This window comes from Nocardia pseudovaccinii NBRC 100343, assembly GCF_001613225.1.
Lineage (GTDB): Bacteria > Actinomycetota > Actinomycetes > Mycobacteriales > Mycobacteriaceae > Nocardia > Nocardia pseudovaccinii.
The window spans coordinates 1-22,269 of the sequence record NZ_BDBY01000188.1 but is presented as its reverse complement, the minus strand read 5'-3'; the positions used below and the strand labels follow the sequence as shown (position 1 = coordinate 22,269).

Here is a 22,269-nt window from a genome sequence, read left to right as displayed (position 1 = left end):
TTGCCGCGACTCGTCCTCGCTGAGCGCCTTCTGTTCAAGGTCGTTCCAGGCGAGTTCGTAGCTGCGGAACTCGTCGGGCTTGTTCAGATACATCGAACCCGTCAGGGTGTCGACGTAGGCGATCGGCGGTTCCAGGTGCTCCCCGTTGGAGCCGGTCGGGAAGTCGAGCAGGATGAAAGCCGATGCTGCCATGCCTCCGTGGACGCCAGCGGAGTAGGGAAGGATGCGGACGGTGATGTTGTTCTGACTCGACACTTTCAGCAGGTGATCGAGCTGGTTGAGCATCACCTCCACCCCTCCCACTGGCCGGCGGATCACAGCTTCATTGAGAACGACGCCGAGACGGGGAGCGCGCGGGCGGGTCAGAAGGCCCTGTCGTTCAAGGCGAATCTGTACACGCTGCTGAACTTCGGCGTCATCGAGTAACCCGGCGGGTGTCCGTGCGAGTTGTTCGATGTAGTCGCGTGTTTGCAGTAGTCCTGGGATGAGTTCGGATTCGTACTCCCGGATGGATGCTGCACTGTCTTCCAGGATCACGTACAGGCTGAACCATTCAGGCATGTCCTCCGAAAAGCTCTCCCACCACTGCTTTGCCGTTCCGTTCCAGGTTGCGGCGGTGTAGGCGAGCAGTCTCTTCTGGTCCTCGGGACCGACTTTGTAGACGGTGAGGATGGCTTGGACGTCTACGTCTCGGAATCGGACGCCGAGGTCGCCGCTCTCCATTCGAGCGATGGTGGACACGCCCTTTTGAAGCGAGGTGGCGGCCTGCTTCTGCGTGAGGCCAGCGGCCTCGCGCAGTTCGGTCAGGCGACGTCCGATGTGGCGCCGCAGAACCGCCTCGCCAACGTTGACGGACATGCATCTCCAATCGCTCAATTGCCTGTCACTCAATTGAACACTTTCAAATGATTGCAGACAAGAAGGCATGCACTGCTGGGCGGGCAGTGCTGAATTTCAGTATTTTGAACGACGTTCATTCGAAAGCTTGCTATCTGATCGTACATCGTAGGACACTACCTCATATGACCGAGATCACTGTCTGCCCAGTGCGGGCAGTGAACTGTGGAAAACCCCAGCGTGAGGTGGGCCGAATGACTGTCCTGGAAGCGCAATCTGACAACGTTCGCGGTGAGCCGGACTGTGTTGTGGGCCGTCCGGCACGGGATCGGCCCGAGAGGCGGGCCGCCTGATGGCCCTGGCTTTTACTCAAACCCGGATGACTAGTGACCGTTCTGACGTGTGCGCTATCTCAGTAGGTCTAGGGCGGTGGGTGGTCGAGAACCGGCTTCGTGGGCGGACGCTCACCAAGGCGCAGGCCCTTGGTGTCGTTCTGTTCGCGGATGCTGTTGGCGACGGACGCGACCTGTACCCGCTCGATGATCCGATCTGGATCGATGCTGGGGCGTGGCTCCGGCCTGTCGGATTGTCGATCCGCGAGGCCGTGCGCCTTCTGGACCTGCCATGCGATCCGCGCGAACTGCCAGCGGCGGTGGTTGTCATACCTGGCCGTGCCGGAGATTCGGTTGGCACAAGTTCGACGCCTCTGCCGGCACTGCTCGGCGCACTAATTCGGAGGTGGAGATGACGAGACTTGCTGATTTCGGACAGGCGTGTATTCCGTTGCCGGGTGATCCATGCTGGGAATGGATTGCGTTGCCGCGCAACGGCTTCCTGCTCGCGATGGGGGAAGTCGTCAGTGCGGTGTTGGGGGTGCCGTGGTGGTGACGGCGATGTTCGGGTACATCAACCTTGACCTGGTCGGGACCAGCCGGGCAGCGATGGAGGCTCGGCTCGAGGAGTTCGCGAACAGCTACGGCGGCACTGTCGAGGGACGGATCTTCTGTGAGCAGGGATCCGCAGTGCGGGTGCTGTGGTCGCTGATCCGCGAAGCGGACAGTGATTTCGGCGGCGGGGTGATCCCGCGAGTTTACGCAGCGGCCCGGCACCGCACCGTGAGCATGGATCGCTTGCTAGGAAGTCCTTCACCGACCCCAGCGTTGTGGAGGCTGCTCGATGCGTTGGCGCATTCCGATGGCGGCTACCTTCTCGTTCCTTCCGCGGCGCACTTCGAGCACCTCGGTGTTCCGAGACATGTATTCCTGCAACGCATCTCGAATCTAACTCCGACGGTTCAGGTGCTGTTCCTCGACTCGGGACCCTGGAGCAGCGAGCCCGGCCTGGTCGCTGAATTCGAGGTCCCGGCGTTCCCTGCCGAAGAGTTCATCTGGATGAACTTGCGTCAACGGCTGGCCCGGGCCGGTCTCGGTGAGCTGGTCGAGCCGATCGGGCGACTTCTGCACGAAGTGGTCGGTGCAGCGTTGAATGACACCGCGGCCGATCCGTCCTTGGTGCACAACACGTTCCGGGTGCGGGTGCTGTGCCCGCCGGAGTCGTCGACGGTGGTCGTGGAGATTCTCGACATGCGTGAGTCCTCCGACGAACCGGTCACACGGCATGAGCTGCTACTTCCGGGCGCGGAACAAGCGAGCATCGACGACTCTCTTGATCTTGCTGACCAGTGGGCCACTGACCGTAGCGGTTGGACGCCACCGGAATGGTTCCCCGTGGCCACTGGTGGGCGGTGATCGTGATGGGCTCGAACGGTGTGACGGTGTTGGTCGGTACTTCCGGCGAGCAGGGACCGCTTTTGGACCCGGAGACGCTGCTGGAGGCGGTTCGCGGGAATCTGGTCGGCGGATCGCCTCTGGTCGAGGGGGCGCGGCAACTGGGCTGTCTGTATCGGGAATGGATCGTTGATCGTGATGCGGGACAACGGATTCAGGCTGAGATCGGCATGGAAGTCGGCACGATCGACGCCTGGATCAGCGGGCAACTGCCCCACCCTTTGCCCGGCGTGCCTCGCGCGACCGAATCGGTCGGCGGAGTGATTGCCCGTGTTGCCGAGGCATCAGAATGCGCCCACTGGGCGCTGCACCACCTCGGCGAGCCGGAGCGGCATCGCGCCTGGGATCACCTCGCGGAGATACACCAAGGATATGAGGATCTTGTGCGACAGGTCATGGCGGGCTTGATCGTTCTGCCGAAGTCATGGCCGGGTATCCGATGGCCGGGTATCCATTCCATTTCCCGGGCTGAGCGGCCTGTGCGAGGTCGGGCATGAGCCGGTCGAATTGCGTGGCGCCAGAGCCTCCGACGATGGAACAACGCCGCCGGACCCTCGGCGCGGCCATCGCCTGGTTGGATGAGCGCACGCGATGTGAGGTGTTGTTGCGCGATGAGGTTTGCGCAGTTGTTCGGTTGTCAGGCCGGCGACCGAATCACCTTGCGCATGCGGTGTTGACCATCGGAACACGAGGGTGGTGGCTGCCGGTCTGGATTGCTCGGACCTATTACCTGCGTCCGACCCGCCTGCGTGTGAGTGTCGGAGACGATGGGATCGTCCGCGGGCGACCGCAGAGCCTCGTACACCGAATCATCGGTTCAGACACCAGGTTTCGGCTGCCCAGCCTGCACTCGAGCCGCCGCATCACCTTTCGCCGCCGCCCGGTCCCCGATCCGGTCGCGACATGAGGACCCTGCCAGACAAGCACGCGATGCTGGCCGCGTGCCGGGGACTGCCGACCACAGCCAGCAACCCGATGATCGAGGCTGCCGCTGAGTTGGCGTTGCTGCATCAAACCCGCGAGCAGACCCCGCACTGCAGGCTGGGCGATGTCGATCAGCACCGCCTGCGGTTGATGAGGTCGGTGGATCATTGGATCGCCCTGGTGATTCCGGTGCCCTCCCCAGAAGCCAAGTTGCATACCCACACCGCTGGACAAGTGGTCGATCAGCTCGCCGAACTGACCACGCTGACCTTCGTCGCGCTCGCCAACGCACCCGAACCGGTGTTCTACGACGCGAAGGTCAGGCTCGACGAGATCGGCGACGCCTACCAAGACCTCATCGACGAGCTACTCCTCGGCCAGCGGCGATTACCCGGCGCGCCCATCTCCGATCATCCTGCGGTCCGCAGCATCCGAGACCAATCCACTCCCCATCCAGTGTTCAGCCGTGATGAGCGAAAGAGACGGCCATGACGTACACCACAACATCGACAGGGCGCGCTGAGGATCTGTGCAGGCAATATCGGCGCGAGAACGAATTCGACGCCGAGGTCAACGCCGATGAACGGATTGTCGTTCGCGTGGACGAGCTCGCCGCCATTCGGATCTGGGATGAGGCGCTGGTCGAACGTGTACGCCAAGAACTGGAGCGGCGCAATCTCACCGTACCGACGATCGTCATCACGCGCCCAGTGAAGCTATGGACCTTTCTTACTGCGCGGGTTCTGCCCGAGGACCGTCTGACGTCACCGTTCGATCCTCTGTACCGCCACCCGGCCGCCCGGGCGATTCCCGGTTCGCTGATCACCCTTCCGGGTCCGGACGACCCGGTGCGGAGCTGGCTCGTGCGGCCCGCCGGCGCGCAGCGCCCTGAATTCGCGACCCTGCTGGCGATCACGTTGGATGCGGCCCGGAGCCTGCCGCACCGGAGGTGACTTATGGACAGGGTTCTGTTCGTGCCTCATGGGGGGACGCCGTTGACCATTTTCATTGCACACGGCGGCGACACGGCCGCCGTGGACTTGGCGCTGTCGGCCATCGTGGTCGGGAAGGTTCGATGAGCAGCAGCGAGAATGCGTTCGGTCGCGAGGTACGCAGGCTACGGGAGCAGCGCAAGCTTACGGTCGGACAACTCGCCACCCGACTGTCGTACACGCAGCCGTATCTGTCACTGATCGAGCGGGGAGACAGGCCCCCGCCGTCGGCCTTGGCTGCCCATCTCGACGATGTCCTCGAGGCTGATGGCGCGTTGCTCGCGCTCGCTGCGGCCCAGGCGTTGCGGCGTCGCCTCGACACTGCGGCTGACGAATCGACGGAGCTGGCGCGGCTGGCGCGCGAGGAACCGGTCAGCGAGTTGACGCGAGATAAGTTGTTTCGCGAGGTGGCCTCGATCGCGCAGAACTACGTCCACAAGCCTCCGCTGCCACTACTGAACGAGCTGCTGCGCACCCGCACGCGGATCCAGCAGTCTCTGCGGCTCGGCCCCCGCCCGCAGCGGGAGCGTGATCTGTGCCTGCTGGGTGCCGTCACCGTCCAGCTCCTGGCCGAGATCACCGACGATCTCGCAGGCGACACCCGGGCCGCTATGAAGCATGTGGCGGCCGCGGAGTCGCTGGCAGCCGCCGCCGGCCATCCCGGCCTCGAGGCGTGGATCGCGGGGACGAAGGCATTGATCGTCGAATGGTCGCCCACGCCCGCGAAGGCGCTGGGGATCCTGGAAGACGCCACCACCTGGGCACCACCCGGAGACCACCGCATGCGACTGTGGGCGCTGCAAGCGCGATGCGCCGCCCGCGTCGGCGATGCCGCCCTCGCCCGCTCCGCCGCCGCGCGCGCCGTGGCAGCGGCCGAGGAGACCGCGGATGGCGACGAGGTGAGCGCCTTCGGTGGTGCCATGTCCTTTCCTGTGGCCAAGATGGCCTGCTACCTGGGCGGGACGTTCCGTCGGATCGGCGACCACCGCGACGCCGAACACTGGGCACTCGATGCCATCGACCGATACGCCAGCGGCCCGGAGGCGTTGCGCTCCTATGGTGATGAGGGCTTGGCCCGCATCGATGTCGGTCTCGCACGGATAGCCATCGGCGAGTTCGAAGGTGCCGGGGAAGTGCTGACCCCGGTGCTCGAACTTTCCGCCGACCGTCGCATTGCCCCCATCATGGAAGGGATGCATACGATCACCGAAGCACTACAGAGCCACCGACACGCCGACGCCCCGGTCGCGAGGAACCTAGCCGAGGCGATCACCGCCTACACCGCGCGCCCACTGGTCCTACGATGACCGGGCCCTTGGTGGCCCGCGACGTACTCATCATCGCCTGCGAGCGAGCCGGGCTCAATCATGGCGATGCGCAACTGATTCGAGCCCATTCCAACGCCGTCTATCTGCTGCCCGGTGAATCGGCCGTGGTCCGGATCAGCGGCAACGAACATCGCGGCCTGCGGGCGCGGGCCTCGCTCGAGATCACTCGATGGCTGGCCGCCCACGGCGTACCGGTGACCGAGCCGCTGATCGACGAACCGATCGAGGTCGGCGACGCCACGGTCACTATGTGGCGCTATTACCCCCAGGAAGCACGGGGTGAGCCGCCGATGAGAGCTCTCGGCGCCATCCTGGCTCGACTACACGACCTGCCCGAGCCACCGTTCGACCTGCCCGATTACCCGCCGCTGGCCGGATTCCTTGCAACGCTCGCCGAACCGGAGTTCCAACAGGTGCTCACCGCCGACGATCTCAGCTGGCTCGGTGCGCGCGCGCATCACCTGCTCGACCAGTACCGGACTCTCGCCTCCCGCCTCGGCACAGGGCTAATCCATGGCGACCCCTACGCTGGCAACACCCTCTGGGATGGCAGCGATCGCGTCATTCTCGGCGACTGGGACGAGGTCAGCACCGGCCCGAGAGAGCTAGACCTCGTCACCGCCAGCCATGACATACGATTCGGCGCCTCGGAAGAGGAACTCACCGAATTCTTCGACGCCTACGGTGTCGCTCTGAATGACTTTCGCGCCTGGGAAGGCGCCGATATCCTGTTCGCGATGAGGGACCTGCACACCCTTTCCGGCTACATCCGCCGAGCCGCCCGCGCAGACATCCCCGCAGCCCGCGAACTCGAACACCGCCTCTACACCCTGCGAAACCCCACAGACCGCGCACTCTGGCACTCCTTGTAGCAGATAAGGACCGATTTCGCCCCGAACAGGGTGGAGCACGTCACCATTGCGTGAGCCCAGCTGCGGGGCCCCGGCTGCTGTCCATGCTCGCGAAATACTTTCCGGCGCTGACCAGCATTACACGAACTGGACAACTGATTGAATCGTCTGGCCTATTGTCCGGCCCTCTGCGGCGAGCCGAAAATGCTTACGGCATAGGGCATTTCCCCACCGAAATCGGGGAGTGCTTTCCAACCCCAGCAGACCGAGCAACGCCGATTCGACGCGACCCCCGTCGTCCAACGGCGTCGCCTGGTGATGCCCTATGCCCGAAACATAGGGAGGTTTTCCGCATGTACACAGGGCCGTACCTGGTGCTAGTGGGCGAACGGGACCGGCTGGCGGTCCGCGACTGCACTACGTCACCCGACGAGAACCTGACACCCGAGAAGGCACGTCTGACCCAAGTCCTGCACGCCGGACATCGCAACTGCCTTCAAAAGCACGCCCGCGCCGCAACACCGCAGGGCAGCGCCACGGCCACCGAAATCGAAACGACCGCACCGGAATTCACCGATAGTGCGCCTCTGGTGCCGTCCGCTGGCTCCGTGCCGGTGGCCGTGCCGGGTGCAGGACATTCGGATCCGATGTCGGCGAAAACGGCATGACCGTCGCGGTGGCGCAGCAATGGCCTGATGCGGATGTGTTGATGGCAGCGATGCGTGGCGCCCTGCACGGAGATGGAGGTCAGCCCGGTCACCCTGCGCTGCGCGTGGTGTGCGATCTGGCGAGGATCTACCGCGATCATGCGGAGGCCATCCAGCATTGCGGGGCCCCGCCGGTGCTCAACGCACTCGACCAGGTTTGTGAGGACTGGTCGCAAGTAGCCAGCGCCGAACAGCATCTCGTCGATCAGTTCAACCAGGTCGCGGCACAACGATTCGACATCGGGGAATCGAGCCCGGGCTATCTCGCGGCCACCCTCGCGTACTGGACCATCCACGCGAAGTCCGACACCCTCCACCGCTGCAACGCCGCGATCAACGCCTACAACCGGTGGCTTGCGCGCCTGCAGACAGCGCAGTGCACACGGTGACTCCGGTCGCGCAGCTTCTGGTGACGTTCGTGCGTTCGCGCATCTCCGCGCTCGTGCCGCAGAAGGTCGCGTCTCTTGCAGTTCCTTGTCGTCGCCGGAGGCGGGCGCCGTCGGTATCCATCGTCTTCTTTCTCGCCTATCCACCCACGCATCTCGCGATGCCGCCTTGTCGCTCGGCCTTCCGTGCTGCGCGCTCGATCTCTGAAGGAGCTTCCTTGACAGACCCCCAGACACCGGCATCGCTGACGTCCAATCATCAACTGCCCGTGTGCATCTGTACCGATATCGGCTATGACCCGGATGATTTGCTCGCGCTGATCCTCGCGGCCGCAGCGCTGCCGCTACGGCTGGTGGTGACATCGGATGAGTTCGGTGGCGGTCAGCGTGCACGGCTGGCGCGGTATCTGCTCGATCTGTGCGGCCTGACCGATGTCATTGTCGTCGCCGGCGCGGAAATCGAGGGGGCGGAGGCCCGGTGGGTGTGTGACGGGCTGGTGCCCGCCGACTTCCCGCCGGCGGCGAAGTCGGTCACCGGCTCGGTGGTCGAGGCAGTGCGGGTAGTGCTGCACAACAGCCCCCGCGCGGCCTGGATCGGACAGGGCCCGTTCAGCAATCTGGCCTGGCTGCACAAGTGTGCTCCGGAGTTGGCGCGGCGGCTGGTGATCACCCTGATGGGTGGCGGGCCAGCTCATCTGTATCGCGATCCGTCGCGATCCTCGCACAACGCACGCATGGATCCCGCGAGCGCCTGTGCGGTCTGGACCGCGCCGGATCTGGATGTGTCGCTGGTGACGTCGGATGTCACCTTCACCCCTGAGACCGAAATCAGTCGCGATAGCGAGGTGTATCAGCTGCTGGCCGCAGACAGTGCGCCGCGGTGGGCGAGGTTGGTCGCTGACGGTTACGAGCGTTGGTTCTCACGCAAGCGGCCGGGGTCGAAGGCAGCCGATCCGTTGACGGTGACCGCCGCGGCCGGGCTGCCGTTCGTGTCGTTCGACACCGTGCGGGTGGTGATCGAATCGGATGCCCGAATGCACCTGGACCCCCACGGGATTGGGTTGCGAATGTCCACCGATGCCGACTACGCGAGTTTCCGCGACTGGGCGACGATGGTGATCCGGCACATGTTGGACACCGGAATGGGTTACGACCCGACGCTGATCGGGCGTCGGCCGGGGGCACCCGACTCGGCGTCCGCAGCCGCAGTCGCACAGACAGGCAGCTGGTCGTGAACACAGACCGCCAGTGGACCAGCTGCCCGAATCCGGGGCCTCTGCGCACAGTTCGTCCGCGAATGCACCTACTTCCGGCAGTCCGCGCGTGCTGCCCAGTTGTTCCTCCTGCGCCGGACGGTGCCGGCGGCGCAGGCGGCCGACCCCGGAGATGGATAGGTCGCACGCCGATCAACTCCGCTGGGATCCAGCCTCAAGCGGGGGAGGACTACTTGGCGGCGATCGGAAAAGCCCGGTGACGTGCCTTCATGTCCCGCGATCGGTACGTATCCAGCGTGAACGGCGGTCGGCGATGTCGCGGACCACCAAGGAGGAGTCACACAGACAAATGCTTGAGGAAGCGACATTGGACAGCCCGGATGTGTTGGTGGTCGACGACGGGTTTCTGACGGCGACCTGGCCGTACCTGGGTGATCGGCTGCGCAGCGGTCTGGCCGACGGGGGATTCACGGTGATGTGGAAACGCCTGCGCGCTGGCAGGCATCTGCGAGACATACCCGGTATCGCCGAGGTCGCCGCGCTGGTGGTGCTCGGCGTCGAGCCGGAACCGGCGGACATCGCGGCAATGCCGCGGTTGGCCGTCGTCGCAGGCGTAACCGGCACTAGTTTGGCGGTCGCACCGCAGCTGGCGGCACGAAGCATTCCCCACGTCGACGGGGCGCGTGGTCACAGCCATTCGCAAGCGGAAATGGCTATCGCGCTGACGCTTTCGGCGCTGCGGCAGCTGCCGAGCTGGCACATCAAGATGGCGGTGGAAGGCCCACGAGCATGGCCTCTTCCAAGCTGGCAATTCAGCGACCATCCCGGATACGTCAACGGCACCTTGCGCGGCAAACGGGTCAGCGTGATCGGGCTAGATCCGGTGGGGACGCACGTCGCGCACCTGTGCGTCGCCTTCGGCGCGTCGGTGTCGGCGATCGATCCGGACGCCGACGACGTCGAGTTCAGTCCCTGCGGGATCGAGCGCATCGGGCTCGAGCAGGTCGCCCAGGCCACAGACATCCTCGTGGTGGCTTCCGGCTCACGCCGGTCGCATGTGTCGGCTGAGTTGGTCGATCGGCTCACGCTGGGGTCGTTGGTGGTTACAGTCGACGCCGCCGGGATCGATCTGGCGGCGCTGCGGGCCCGGGTCCTGCGTGATGAGCTGATGTGGGCGACCGACGTCTTCGAGACCACACCGGTTGATCTGGACGATCCAATCCTCAGCCGCGACAACGTGATCCACACTCCGGGTGTGGCCGGGCGTACCCGCGACGCCAACTATGGCGTCGCGGATGTGCTGGTGGAGAACGTGATTCGCGCTCTACACGGCGTGCCGCCGTGGCCCTGGGATCGCATCTCGGCCGCCGCTGACACCACGTCGGATGACGCGGCGACAAGGGGCAGGTCGGCTTTTGAGACGGAAGTCGTTTCGCTGACGGAGATCGGTCACGCGATCGGAGCAGGCCGATGGTAGGCGCCGCGGTTCGTGCGGCCCCGGACGCCCAGGGCCCGGGCTTCATGCTCAGCCTGGTTCAGGTGCTGGTGGTGCGCGTGCTCGTCGGTGCCGAGAGTGGTTGCACCGCCGGTGAACTGGCTGCCGCGACAGCGGCTGTCCGCACGATGCCGGTCGCGCCGGCGGTGACGACGCTGGAGGCGCGCGGCCTGGTCCACGGGCACCGACGGTGTACAGGGGCGCGGACGGAGTGGGCGTGGTCGCTGACGGCGCTGGGTCAGCACACCGCCGAGGAAATGGGGGTCGTCGAGGCCTTCGGCGCGATCGTCGAGGTGGGGTATCGGCGACTCATCTCGGCTGGCGAAGACAGGTGAGCACCGGCATGGCAGCGCCGACCCTCACACGGGCTGAGCAGCAGCGGATCACTCGTGACCGCCTACTCCGCACGGCGGGTGAGTTGTTTGTCGCCGAGGGTTTCGACACGACGGCTGTCAATCGGATCGCCACACACGCCGGGTACACCCGCGGTGCGGTCTCCGCGAACTTCACCGGCAAGGCCGAGATGGGTGCGGCGGTGCTCGACGAGCTGTATCGCCACATGACCGAACGCATGCGTATCGTGCGCGTGACAACCGTCGATCACCTGGTCGCTACCGTAACGACTTGGGGATACTTGGCGGCGACCCGACCAGGCTGGATCCAGCTGGAACTGTCACTCACCGCATCTTCGGCGGCCACCAGATCGTTCCCCTTGGCACGGCTTATCACCGCGCTTGGCGGCTGGCTCACCTGCGCAGCCGAGGACATCGGCGTGCAGTCCCACGAGGGCGAAGAGACCGCCTACGTGCTGATGAGCATGCTGGCCGGCCTCGTGGCGCGACATCCTGATCCAGCCCATATCACCACCGCGCTGGTGCGCCAGCGCGTCGAGCTTGTTCTTTTCAAGACCTTCACTTCGCGACAGTTCGATCGTAGGTCGGCGGCCGCAGACAAGAGGCGGCCGTGTTGACGGCGTGCTGGTCGACGCCACGACAGGTCAAAGCGCCTTCGCCGCAGTGCAGCAGCCCATCTCGGCAACGAACCCGCACATGAATGGCAGACGGAGATGAAATCTTGACCGTTACCTGCGCAGCGCAGCAGGGGCTGATCTGCTTGCGCGCCCCCAGGATCGAGAACCAGACCTGTGTGCGGCTACGCGTGCGCGATTCGTGCCTGCACGGGCTGACGCTGCTGGTGGATCCGTTCGGCGCGACGCCCAGCGAACTGAGCACAGACGGATTGGCCGTCGCGGTCGATCCCGCCGACTCCGACGCGACCGCTGGCTATCTTGCCGTACTCGTCTCCGACCGGCCACCGCGCCCGATCAATCCGGGCGAATAGGCCTACGAACACACCACCGCGCCGCTGGTTGCGCAACTGCACGACCGACTGAACTGACGAGACAGACAAGGGGATTCCGAAAATGCCTGCACGTTGGGACGGCTGGACTACCGCCAGCACCGCCCGCAACCCACGCCGGGACCTGCATGAGCATGTGCTTGAACGTGGCTCCGGATGTGAAGTCTGGGACGTTGATGGCCGCTGCCACCTCGACGGCGTCGCCGGCGCCGCGAACACACCCTTCGGGCACGCGCACCCGCGTGTGACCGAGGCGGTCGCCGCGCATCTCAGGCAGCTGGTGCACGTCGATGAGACCTTGGCTGCGCAGCGGCCCGCCGAAGAACTGATCGACGCGCTCGCCGAGCTCACCGGCATGGACGACTTCGTGTTCGTCAACTCCGGATCCGAAGCGGTGGAGGCCTCGATCCGCATCGCCATGGACTACTGGCGCCACCGCGGCCAACCGGAGCGCGACACCATCATCGCCTTCGCACGCGGCTACCACGGCTGCACCGCGCTCACCGCCGGATTGTCCGGGCTGCCCATCCTGCACACCGACTGGGCGACCAAACCCCACGTGCAGCACGTGGAACTGGCGTCGCATCACCATCCAGACCAGCCCGATGCCGCGCGAGCACTGGCAGCCGCGTTCGACGCGGCAATCACCGACGCCGGACCGCAGCGGGTGGCGGCGGTGATCGTCGAGCCGTTCCTCAACGTCGGCGGCGGCATCGTGCTGCCCGACGGGTTCTTGACCGAATTGCGAACAGTCACAAGCGATCACGACTGTCTGATGATCGTAGATGAAGTGTTCACCGGATTCGGACGTAGCGGTAGAGCGTTCGCGATCGAGGAGATGCCCGAGCCCCCGGACATCCTGGCCATCAGCAAGGGCATGACCAACGGCGTTGTCCCGATGGGAGCCACCTGCTTGCGCCGGGGCATCCGCGAGCATTTCGGTGACGAGCCCCTGCGATACGGGCACACCACCTCCGGCCACGGCTTGGGCTGTGTGGCCGCGCTCGCCACCATCGACCTGCTCCGCATCGACGGCCTCACCCAAGCCGCGGCGACCGCCGAATCGTTGGCCACCAAGTGGCTGGCCACCGAGTGGCGCTACCTGCGCGCGGCGGGAGTGGTCGATCTGCGTACCTACGGAGTGGTCGGGGTCGCCCAGTGCGACACGGTCGAGCGGGCCCGAGCCATCGCCGCACGAGCCCGCCGGGAAGGGGTGAGCTCCGGTGGCCTGATCATCGGCTGCAAAGGCCCCGCGCTCATGCTCACACCCGCGCTGAATGTGCCGGAGAGACAGCTAGTCACGATGGTGGCTCGCCTGAAGTTCGCGATCGCAGAGGTCGAGATCGACGGTGGGAGCGTGCTGGCATGAGCACACCTTTCGTTGACCTGACCATCGTGGCGCGCGCGAGCGCGCCCTGGAGTGACGAAGACTTCGACTACATCCCGTGGTGGACCACCGACACCATGAGCAGCGTGCTCGACGACCTGGACACCGAAACCTGGTGCATGCTGTGCGACCTGATTGCCGGCACCGCCGCCACGATCCGGCACGAGTCGCCGCGCACCATTGCCGCGATACTGACAGCGGTGATGGAGGCGCTCTGGATGCGGCAGCCGATCCGCCACACCACCATGCCCGCCGACCGGCAGATTCCTGACCGCTTCGCACCCCTGACCAGACCAGAACCAGACATCCGGGAGCTCAGTCGCATCGGCGCCGCATGGTGCCTCGCACGGCTGGCCGCCTTCACCCGACACCGGCCGTTCCCAAGCCGCGGATGCCACCACCACCGGCTCGATGAGATCGCGGCCGACGCGCGTCGGATCCTCGCCGACGACGACGGCAGCTGGCTCTACACCGGCCCGATGGCCGCCCGGCGACCACGAACGGCCCTTCGCCACAACGGAATTCATCGCCGAGAAGCGGGAGCTATTCCACCGCCACGAGACGACTGCGAATTCGTGACGGAGCCGGGCCGTAATTCGCGCACTGCTGACGGGGCCTTCGAGCGTCCATGGGAAACAGAGCTAGAACTCGCGCAATTCTCTCCGTAAAGAGAGTCGCTACCAAAACTATTGCGAGCCTACCTCGTGTGACTACTTAACACGACGCTCGTACATTTGCGGCTCGAACAATGAAAGAACAGGTGATCCAAGCGCGCTGACTATATGGGCAGCGCGCTCGATGTGAAACGTTCGAGCGGTGCGACGACTTTCCGAATCCGGTTCAGCGGACACGCTGGAACCGGCATTCGCCGTGAATTCACATAATTACGAAATATCAAGGGCTGCAACAACTTTCATCGAAAACTGGCTGACAGACACGGTGGTTGTGTGCCACCATCAATGGCGTCCGAGCTCGACTCGATCGGTTCGAAGGGAGGTGATCGAGATGACTAAGTGGGTTGCGGGCGGAGCCTGATTCATGGGGCCGGGCGGTACCCGGCCGATATTCGATGTCCTGTCGGCGTCCGCGCACTTTTGCTGGGCGCCGACGGGTGCACCGACGAATTCCTTTGCCATTCATCCAGATATCAATCGAGGTTTTCGATGCTTCCGTTCGAATCATTCAGCTACCCTTTTTTCGACCTCAACACTTCTGCGGATCATCGAGCCCTCGTGTCAGCGCACCTGGCGACACCTGGCTCCCCGATCCCGGGTGATCACACACGCGGTCTGCGTGCGCTCTACGTACACATCCCGTTCTGCGACAGCCTGTGCACGTTCTGCCCTTTCGTGAAGTCGGTCGGCACACCGGAGCGCATCACGTCCTACCTGCGGGCCCTGCACATCGAGTTGCAGACCCTCGGCGCGACACCGCGCATGCAGGCATGGGAGATCGACAGCGTCTACATCGGCGGCGGCACGCCGTCGGTGCTGACCACCGAGCAGATCGCCGCGCTCATGGCGGCGATCCGCGCCAACTTCCGCCTCGCCGCGGATGCGGAAATCTCGTTCGAGTTCGAGGTCAAGAGCGTTTCGCCCGAGAAGTTCGCTGCGCTGGCCGAGCTGGGCATCACAAGGGTGTCGTTCGGGGTGCAGTCGTTCGACCCGACGATCCGGGAGATGGTTCACATCACCGCCACCCTGGACCAGGTCTACAACGCGATCGGCTGGGCCGGTGAGCACTTCGCGAACACCAATCTCGACATGATGGTGGGCTTCCCCGGCCAAGACCATGCCCACGCCCGCCGTGACGCGCGCCTGGCCGCGGAGTCCGGTATCGCCAGCGTGTCCACCTACCCTGTGGATTACGTGATGACTCTGCCTGGGTGGCAGGACCGGATCCGGTCCGGTGAGCTGCCCCGGCCCGCGGCGCTCGACGAGCGTTCGCGGATGTTCCACGAAGCCCGCCAGGCGCTGCTGGAGTCGATGGGCGAGCAGAACATGTACTGCTTCGGCCCGAGCGACGCACCCGCGACCAGGTACATGTTCTCGACGTTGTACGGCGGCTACCGCGATGAGGCGGTGGGAGTCGGCGCCGGTGCCTACAGCTTCATCCGCGGCCTGGCCTGGATGAACGACGCCGACGAACGCCTCTACGCGAAGACCTCGGGCTCGGGGCTGCTGCCGATCACCCAGTCCTCGCCCTACCATGCGTACGAGAAGGGATTGGTCTTCTTCCCCAAACGGCTCACCTTCGATATGCGTGACCTGGATGTCCTGGGGTTGGGCGATGTCTACGCCGACCGCATCGAGGGCATCGTCACCGCCGGGCATGCCGAGCTGGTCGGTGACACCCTGCGGCTGACCGAGCCCGGCAAGCTGGTCTACAGCGAGCTGATGGCGCACTTCTTCGCTGACCCGCAGCAGCGGCTCTACCAGCGCATCGTCAACCGGCTCTCGCAGCAGGTCGGCGTCATCGACGACCACGAATGGCAGGCCGGGGCCGATCGCGTGGCCGCGATGGGAGCGAGCAACGCTCTGCCCGGCGCCTCGAGCCGCACCCGCGGTAAGCGTCTTCCGCTGGTCGGGACGCCCCGGTGATGGATGACCCGTACTTCGTCCGGCTCCTGGATGCGCTCACCGCGCCCACAGCCGGGTACACCCGCTCCACCACCCCGGCCGAGTCCGGACTGGACTTCGTCCTCGGCGAAGCCCGATATCCGATGCCCGCCGCCGTATGCCAGGGCCTCAGCGCCCGGCTCGCCGCGATGGATCGAATCTGGTACTCCGATCCGCGTGGGGAAGCCGGCCTGCGCGCGACCTATCTGGGGCACCTGCGGCCAAACGGCGGCACGGTGCTGGTCACGGCTGGCGGCAAGGAAGCGGCTTGTCTGGCTCTGCGGTTCGCCCTGCACCAGCAGGGCGGCGGGCCGGTGCTGGTGCCCTCGCCAGGGTGGGAGCCATACCGGTTCTGGGTCGAGGCGGCCGGTGCCACCACGCTGAGCTACGACCCGGCCTCCGTCGCGGCGGATCCGGGCCGGTTGCGGGCGCTGATCGCCGAATCCGATCCGCGGCCGCGGGTGTTGGTGCTCAACTACCCGCACAACCCGACCGGCACCGAGATTTCTCAGGCGGTGATGGACGAAATCGTCGCCAACGCGACGGTTTTCGGGCTGAATCTGGTCTCCGACGAGGTGTATCGCGTGTTCGGGCAGATGCCGGTGACCGCGGCGCGGGCGCTGGCATTCGACCCGCACCACCACTTCGTCGTCGACTCGGTGTCGAAGTCGCTGGCCTCAGCGGGGCTGCGCGTGGGATTCCTGGTCGCCGACCGCCAGGTGCTCGACGCGCTGACCGCCTTCCGCAGTAGCTACGCCTCGTGCACCAGCATGCTCACCCAACACCTCGCCACCACCCTGCTCACCGATCCGGACGCGAGCGCTTGGCTCACGCAGGTGCGCCAAGCCGTCACCGACGACCGCGCAGCGACCGCCGCCGCGCTGACCGATGCCGGAATCGACGTCGTCTCCCATGGTGGCCTCTACCTGTGGTGCAAGACTCCCGACCCGGCCGCGCTGCCCGCCCGGGAAACAGCGGCACCCGCCCGTGCGCGGGTGACGCCGGGCGCCGGGTTCGGCGCGGCTGATCATTTCCGGGTGTGCACGGCGCGCGCAAACCTCGATCCGATCGCCGCGGCGGCCGCGATCGTCGAGACGCTGAGGAGCTGGTGATGTTCGACCACTTCGCTCCGCCCCCGGTGCCGGCGACCGAACCGCTCGCGACGCTGCTGGATGTGACCCTGCGCGACGGCGGGTTCGAGGTCGACTTCCATTGGCCCGACAATCACTTCGGCATGGTCGCGGCCACCGGCCACGCCACCGGCGTCGACATCGTCGAGCTCGGCTACATCGGCGGCGTGCCGCTGGAGCACAGCGTCGCGCGCGCAGGAGTCGGCGCCTACCTGACCCCGGATCACATCGCCGCCGCTGTCCACGACGGGCTCACCCTGGCCGCGATGGTCCATCCGAGCGCGCTGTCCGAGCCGGTGAACCTCGCACCGTACGCCGAAGCCGGGCTCGCGATGGTCCGGCTCGTCTATCACCCCCGGTGGGCCGAGGCGATCACCGCACTCGCCACCGAGGCTCGCCACCAGGGTCTGATCGTCGCGGTGAATCTCGCGCTCGCGTCGCGCTACACCGCCACCGAACTCGTCGACCACGCGACCAGGATCAGCGAAGATATGGCGCCTGATGTCATCTACGTCGCCGACACCTGCAGCGCACTCACCCCCGAGCAGGTCGGCGACCTCGTAGGGCGGCTGCGGGTTGCCCTCGACAGCGAGATCGGGTTCCACGCCCACGATTTCCTGCACCTGGCCTACGCCAACGCCCTCGCAGCCGCGGCGGCGGGCGCAACCTATCTGGACTGTTCGCTACTCGGACTGGGGCGCGGCGGCGGCAACCTCGCCGCCGAGCCGCTGCTGCTGCGCCACCGGCTCCCCGATGCCGACGCCGGTGCCGGGGCGCTACTGCTGCAGTGCCGGTCCCAGCTCGCCGCGACGACCGGCCGCCGTGCCGGGTCGTTGGTGGCGGCGGTCTGCGCCACACTGAACTTGACTCCGGTCGAGGAGCAAGCGCTGCGCGAGTTCGCCGCCCTCGAGCACGTCGACACCGACACCGCGGCGTTGTGGCTGCTCACCCAGGCTTCGCGGGTGTCCACGCTGCGGCCGCAGGATCTGCGCACCCACTGGCACCAGCACACTCCGATGGTGGGCCGATGAACGCGGCGATCAGCCACCGCGCGAGGAGCCTGGTCGCCTACAGCTACGACGACTTCCCTGTCACGACCGGTCAATTGGACCTGCGCGGCGACAACTCGCCACCGCTGTCACCTGAGTTCGCCCGCCCGATCGCGCTGCCCACCGCCACGGTCGCCTCCTACGGCGAGGTTCGCGGCGAAGTCCGCCTCCGCACAGTCCTCGCCGACCTGTTCGGCGTCCACCGCGACCAGATACTGGTCACCGCGGGCGGCAGCGAAGCGTTGTTACTGGCGCTGACCTGCATCACCGACCACGGACATCTGATCCGGATGCCACGACCAGCCTTCCCCGGGTTCGAGCAGCTGGCCACGATACTCGGGCTGCGCGTGTTGCCCTACGCCGCCGCCGTCGGCGAGGTTCCCCGGCGCGGCACCATGCCTGTCCTGATCTGCACACCACACAACCCGACCGGCCTGATCACCAGCCCTGATGCGCCCGGCCGATCCGGCGGGTGGGTGATCTGGGATCTGTCGCACATGACGACCTCGGGCACCCGGATAGCCGAGTTCACCGCAGAGTTCGGCACCCAGGACATCGCGGTGTTCAGCCTGTCGAAGTTACTGAGACTGCCCGGTGCCCGCGTGGGCTGCCTCATCGCCCGCGACCCGGCTCTGCTCGATGCCGCCGTCCGCGCGAAAACCCATCTGTCGATGTCGACGAGCTGCCTGGCCCAGGACCTCGCGCTGCGCGTCCTGCAGGACCCCACCGCGACACACGAATTGCGCACGCGCACCGAACTGTTCGCCGACCACCGCGCCCGGATACTCGCGGCCGTGGCCGCGTCGTCGTCGCTGAGGGCGGTCGCGGCCGCCGACGGCACCCACATCTACGTGGAGACCGTCGACGGCGCCGATGCCTGGCAACGTCTCGCCGGATACGGAGTCATCGGAATCCCCGGCCACGTGTTCAACGGGACCACACGCGAAGTCCGACTCTGCATCGCCCAGCCGCAGCAGATCATCGACGCCGCGACCAACCGGGTGCGCACACTGTGACCGCCACCGTTGCGGCCCAACAGCATCGGCGGTCAGACCAGGGCCGCATCGAGGATGCGGACCAGCGTTTTCGGGGCGGCGCCGGGTACCAGCTCCCGGAACTGCGCGGCCGCTTCGGTACTGCGGGCCTTGATCGCTTCGTTGATCAGCCAGACGCAAGCCTTGCGGATCGCCGGATCCTTCTCACCCAACAGGGTGTCGAGTTCCGGAACCTCGGTGGGGGAAAGGCCAGCCTTGACCGGCCGGATGAGCGAGACGACGTAGAGGCGGCGCTGCCACACCGACGGCGAGACCGCCAGCCCGTGCAGCTGGTGCAGCAGTGCCGGATCGTCGACCAGGGACATGCCGACGACACCACCGAGCTCGTCGACGCTGAGCCAGTTGTCCAGCAGCAGAGCCCACCGCAGGATCATCGGGGCCGGCATCCGCAGGTCGGTCAGCCGCAGCATCATCGACCCAGCCAGCTCGGCTTCGTGGACGCTGCCGTGCCAGAGAGCATCCGCCGCGCCGAACACCACCACCGGATCCTGGTTGCGGGCGGTGAGTCCTGCGGACTCGAGTCCGGCCTTCACCGCGCCACGCAGCAGCGGGATCCGCACCCCGAGAACGGGTTTGCCGGGACTGCGGGCAGCGACAGTCCCGGCCACATAGTCGGGGTCGGCGTGCTCGCGCAGCCCATCCTCGACATCGGTCACCAGCGACGAGACCCGCCCCGCGGTCACTGCGTCCATCTGTCGACCATACGACCCAGCACCGACAACTTTCGGTAGGAGCGACAATGACGGGCACCGCCCTCGATATGACCGGGCCACGGCCGAACACCGCGAGCCCGGTCTATGCCATCTACGGATCACTCGACCCCCGCGCGCTCACCCTGGCAGCCGCCCGCGAGTCCGGCACGATCTACACCCAGATCCCCACCGACGTGCTGATGGCCCTGGAAACCGGTCAACCCGCGTTGCAGAAGGAAGCACTCACCCGGCTGAGGAGTGAGAACGGCGAACCCCTGATCGGTGCCGTCGGATTCGACGACTGGTGGAACACCGCGCTAGCGGCGCTGAACTCGAACTGGGCACTGGCCAGGGCCCGGACTTTGGTCACCGACAAGGCCCGACTGTATGAGGCGCTGCGTCAGCGCAACGTCGCCGTCGCACCGCACCGCACCGGGTCGCTGTCGACGAGGTTGCTGCGCTTCGCGCTCGACAACCTCGGGCCACGACCGATCCTCAAACCCGCCACCGGAGCCGGGTCACGCGGGGTCTACCGCTACCGCGACGACCTCTCCGTGGAGGACAACCTGGCTCTCTACCAGCAGATCCTGCGCGCCGGACACATCGACACTGCCACCCCGATCATCGCCGCCCAGTACCTCGGCGATCACGACGCGGCGGTGGAAATCAGCGTGGACCTGACGGTGTGCGACAGCCGCATAACCCACGCGGTCGTGCACGAAAAATGCACCGCGACCGCTGTTCCCCCGTTCGTCGACCACGTGATGATCAGTCCACCGACCGACCTGCGTATCGACGCCGAGCTACCGCAACTGCCCCAAGCGCTGGCCGGGATCCTCGCCGCCATCGGTCTCACTGACGCGGCTCTGCACATCGAGCTGCGCCTGCACCTGCGGCGCTGGCACGTCCTCGATATCGGCATCCGGCCCGGATCTGGGCTCGTCGCCCACGCCGCACTGGCACACACCGGCGTGGACCCGCGAATGGTGCACCTGGCCGCCAGCATCGGCCGGCCCCTGGCCCCCGCCGCGGTCAAGCAGGCGCGCGGCACACACACCGCGACCGCCATCGCCTGCTGCTACGTCGCGCCGGACCGGCGTGACGACATCAGGCTGCTGCGCCACAGCGAACTCGCCGACCAGCTCTGCGGATCCGACGACGTTCTCGGTTGGCACCTCAATGCCGCCGAAACCGAGGACGATCTGTATCAGCCCGACGCCGGCATCTCGGTCGGGATCGGCGCGCCCGACATGCCCACCGCGCTGGCGCGGCTACGGTCGCTCGTCGAGCCGTTCGAGTTCACCACCCAGACCAGCGATGACACCGAAACCGTTGTCGCCCAATGAAAGGACACCTGTGCTCACCCTGCACCACCTCGCCCTCACGACCGCCGATCAGGCCAAGGCCGCACCGTTCTACGATGCGGTCCTCGGGATCCTGGGGTACTCCCGCGGCTACACCTCCGAGCGCCTGTGCACCTGGGGCGGGCCGGGCCCGGAGATCCTGCTCTACATCGTCGAAGGCGACGATGCCAGACCCCACACCCACGGCCGTCCCGGTTGGCAGCACGGCGCCTTCCAGGTCGACGATCGCGACACCGTCGACGCCATCCACACCGCCGTCGTCGATGGCGGATGGACCGTGGTCCACGAACCTGCCGAATACCCCGACTACGCGCCCGGCTACTACGCCACCTTCGTCGAGGACCCCGACGGCATCCGCTGGGAATTTGCTTGTATGGAACCGGTCAATGACCACTCTGCCGATGACGGCGGAGCTGTGAAGTCGTAGGCGTCGGTCTGAGTTCTCCCTCCCACGGTCTCTCCCGCCCACAAGCGGGTGAGACCGCAGGTGGTCCGCGGGGTCGACGAAGCGCTTTGACTGTTGTCGCAGTGGGTCATTCGCTGAGTCGTGGTTGCGGTTGCTGTAGTTTGCCTCGATGCCCATGAATGTGTGGTCGGTGCATTTTGTGCTGGCCGATGTTCCCGACCCAGCTCCGCTGCTTGCATTGAACGTGGACCTTTCCGGGCTGGGTACATGGGTGGATGACGTTCCGCCTCGCACCCCGTTCCTGATTTCGCCCCGGTTCGAATACGACGTCCAGTTGAACGAGTTCTTCCGATCGCCGGGGATGCTGGGGGACGCGTGGAACACGCAGGCCGGCTACGCGCGGGATATCGCTGCGTTCCTGACGTTTTTGTGGAGATCCCGGCATCGCAAGGCGTGGCGCGACGCTGACGAGGCCGATCATCTTGCCTACGCCCATTGGCGGCGCCGCGATCCGGGCGGCCCGCGCATCGACGACGCCACTTGGGACCGCGAGGTGTCGGCGCAGAATCGCTTCTTCAAATGGCAGGTCAAGGCACGAACGTTGCCGGAGAATCCGATTCCTCAGCGGGAGGGTAGGACGCCGCCCGCGTTGTTCGGGCGGCGGGGCTCGTCGCGGTCGGGCGGCGAA

General features: G+C 66.1%; 25 protein-coding genes. 23 read left to right on the top strand and 2 right to left on the bottom strand.

Features of this window, described 5'->3' with window-relative positions; all coding sequences use genetic code 11:
- Positions 1–858, bottom strand: an 858-nt coding sequence (locus tag NP3_RS23860; RefSeq protein ID WP_063043830.1) for a helix-turn-helix domain-containing protein, incomplete at its 3' end; no start/stop codon positions are given.
- A gap of 723 nt (positions 859–1,581) precedes the next feature.
- Between NP3_RS23860 and NP3_RS48195 the strand changes: the two genes are divergently transcribed.
- The 20 genes from NP3_RS48195 (at position 1,582) to NP3_RS23750 (ending at position 19,080) form a co-directional block, all read left to right on the top strand.
- Positions 1,582–1,725, top strand: a complete 144-nt coding sequence (locus tag NP3_RS48195) for a hypothetical protein (protein WP_157124505.1) — start codon at positions 1,582–1,584, stop codon at positions 1,723–1,725.
- Positions 1,726–1,730: 5 nt separating this feature from the next.
- Positions 1,731–2,585 (top strand): hypothetical protein, encoded by an 855-nt coding sequence (locus tag NP3_RS23850; protein ID WP_218024926.1) that lies wholly within the window; start codon positions 1,731–1,733, stop codon positions 2,583–2,585.
- Positions 2,582–3,121: a hypothetical protein gene (locus tag NP3_RS23845; protein WP_157124503.1), complete on the top strand. Its 540-nt coding sequence runs from the start codon at positions 2,582–2,584 to the stop codon at positions 3,119–3,121. The genes NP3_RS23850 and NP3_RS23845 overlap by 4 nt, the downstream gene beginning before the upstream one ends.
- Positions 3,122–3,527: 406 nt before the next feature.
- Positions 3,528–4,040 carry a hypothetical protein gene (locus tag NP3_RS23835; protein WP_063824881.1) on the top strand — a complete coding sequence of 171 codons (513 nt, stop codon included), beginning with the start codon at positions 3,528–3,530 and terminating at the stop codon, positions 4,038–4,040.
- A complete protein-coding gene (locus NP3_RS23830) occupies positions 4,037–4,501 on the top strand; it encodes a hypothetical protein (RefSeq protein ID WP_063043825.1) in 465 nt (154 codons plus the stop codon). Before NP3_RS23835 ends, NP3_RS23830 begins: the two co-directional genes overlap by 4 nt.
- 122 nt (positions 4,502–4,623) lie before the next feature.
- Positions 4,624–5,847: a helix-turn-helix domain-containing protein gene (locus tag NP3_RS23825; protein ID WP_063043824.1), complete on the top strand. Its 1,224-nt coding sequence runs from the start codon at positions 4,624–4,626 to the stop codon at positions 5,845–5,847.
- On the top strand, positions 5,844–6,740 hold the full coding sequence (locus tag NP3_RS23820; RefSeq protein WP_063043823.1) for a phosphotransferase enzyme family protein: 897 nt from the start codon (positions 5,844–5,846) through the stop codon (positions 6,738–6,740). Before NP3_RS23825 ends, NP3_RS23820 begins: the two co-directional genes overlap by 4 nt.
- 332 nt (positions 6,741–7,072) lie before the next feature.
- Positions 7,073–7,387 (top strand): hypothetical protein, encoded by a 315-nt coding sequence (locus NP3_RS23815; RefSeq protein ID WP_157124502.1) that lies wholly within the window; start codon positions 7,073–7,075, stop codon positions 7,385–7,387.
- Positions 7,384–7,815: a hypothetical protein gene (locus NP3_RS23810; protein WP_063043821.1), complete on the top strand. Its 432-nt coding sequence runs from the start codon at positions 7,384–7,386 to the stop codon at positions 7,813–7,815. The genes NP3_RS23815 and NP3_RS23810 overlap by 4 nt, the downstream gene beginning before the upstream one ends.
- Before the next feature lie 215 nt (positions 7,816–8,030).
- Positions 8,031–9,047, top strand: a complete 1,017-nt coding sequence (locus NP3_RS23805; protein ID WP_169814562.1) for a nucleoside hydrolase — start codon at positions 8,031–8,033, stop codon at positions 9,045–9,047.
- Positions 9,048–9,375: 328 nt separating this feature from the next.
- Positions 9,376–10,503 (top strand): NAD(P)-dependent oxidoreductase, encoded by a 1,128-nt coding sequence (locus tag NP3_RS23800; RefSeq protein ID WP_169814561.1) that lies wholly within the window; start codon positions 9,376–9,378, stop codon positions 10,501–10,503.
- Positions 10,497–10,856 carry a hypothetical protein gene (locus NP3_RS23795; protein ID WP_063043818.1) on the top strand — a complete coding sequence of 120 codons (360 nt, stop codon included), beginning with the start codon at positions 10,497–10,499 and terminating at the stop codon, positions 10,854–10,856. The genes NP3_RS23800 and NP3_RS23795 overlap by 7 nt, the downstream gene beginning before the upstream one ends.
- 8 nt (positions 10,857–10,864) lie before the next feature.
- Positions 10,865–11,491, top strand: coding sequence for a TetR/AcrR family transcriptional regulator (locus tag NP3_RS23790; protein WP_157124500.1), 627 nt, complete (start codon positions 10,865–10,867; stop codon positions 11,489–11,491).
- Between the two features lie 104 nt (positions 11,492–11,595).
- On the top strand, positions 11,596–11,862 hold the full coding sequence (locus tag NP3_RS23785; RefSeq protein WP_157124499.1) for a hypothetical protein: 267 nt from the start codon (positions 11,596–11,598) through the stop codon (positions 11,860–11,862).
- An 82-nt stretch (positions 11,863–11,944) separates the two neighbouring features.
- Positions 11,945–13,249: an aminotransferase class III-fold pyridoxal phosphate-dependent enzyme gene (locus tag NP3_RS23780; protein WP_063043815.1), complete on the top strand. Its 1,305-nt coding sequence runs from the start codon at positions 11,945–11,947 to the stop codon at positions 13,247–13,249.
- Entirely contained in the window at positions 13,246–13,935 is a 690-nt protein-coding gene (locus NP3_RS23775; RefSeq protein ID WP_063043814.1) for a hypothetical protein, read from the top strand. The genes NP3_RS23780 and NP3_RS23775 overlap by 4 nt, the downstream gene beginning before the upstream one ends.
- A gap of 564 nt (positions 13,936–14,499) precedes the next feature.
- Positions 14,500–15,867 (top strand): coproporphyrinogen-III oxidase family protein, encoded by a 1,368-nt coding sequence (locus NP3_RS23765; protein ID WP_169814560.1) that lies wholly within the window; start codon positions 14,500–14,502, stop codon positions 15,865–15,867.
- On the top strand, positions 15,867–16,997 hold the full coding sequence (locus tag NP3_RS23760; protein WP_063043811.1) for a pyridoxal phosphate-dependent aminotransferase: 1,131 nt from the start codon (positions 15,867–15,869) through the stop codon (positions 16,995–16,997). Before NP3_RS23765 ends, NP3_RS23760 begins: the two co-directional genes overlap by 1 nt.
- Positions 16,997–18,046, top strand: a complete 1,050-nt coding sequence (locus tag NP3_RS23755) for a hydroxymethylglutaryl-CoA lyase-like TIM-barrel protein (protein ID WP_157124498.1) — start codon at positions 16,997–16,999, stop codon at positions 18,044–18,046. Before NP3_RS23760 ends, NP3_RS23755 begins: the two co-directional genes overlap by 1 nt.
- Positions 18,043–19,080, top strand: coding sequence for a pyridoxal phosphate-dependent aminotransferase (locus NP3_RS23750; protein ID WP_063043809.1), 1,038 nt, complete (start codon positions 18,043–18,045; stop codon positions 19,078–19,080). Before NP3_RS23755 ends, NP3_RS23750 begins: the two co-directional genes overlap by 4 nt.
- Positions 19,081–19,112: 32 nt before the next feature.
- Here NP3_RS23750 and NP3_RS23745 read toward each other — a convergent pair whose 3' ends face one another.
- On the bottom strand, positions 19,113–19,811 hold the full coding sequence (locus tag NP3_RS23745; RefSeq protein ID WP_063043808.1) for a DNA alkylation repair protein: 699 nt from the start codon (positions 19,809–19,811) through the stop codon (positions 19,113–19,115).
- Between the two features lie 47 nt (positions 19,812–19,858).
- Between NP3_RS23745 and NP3_RS48190 the strand changes: the two genes are divergently transcribed.
- The 3 genes from NP3_RS48190 to NP3_RS23730 all read left to right on the top strand — a co-directional run.
- Positions 19,859–21,157, top strand: a complete 1,299-nt coding sequence (locus NP3_RS48190) for an ATP-grasp domain-containing protein (protein ID WP_063043807.1) — start codon at positions 19,859–19,861, stop codon at positions 21,155–21,157.
- 10 nt (positions 21,158–21,167) lie between these two features.
- Positions 21,168–21,602 (top strand): VOC family protein, encoded by a 435-nt coding sequence (locus NP3_RS23735; protein WP_063043806.1) that lies wholly within the window; start codon positions 21,168–21,170, stop codon positions 21,600–21,602.
- Between the two features lie 148 nt (positions 21,603–21,750).
- Positions 21,751–22,269 (top strand): site-specific integrase (locus tag NP3_RS23730; RefSeq protein WP_169814559.1); only part of this gene is annotated, 519 nt, incomplete at its 3' end.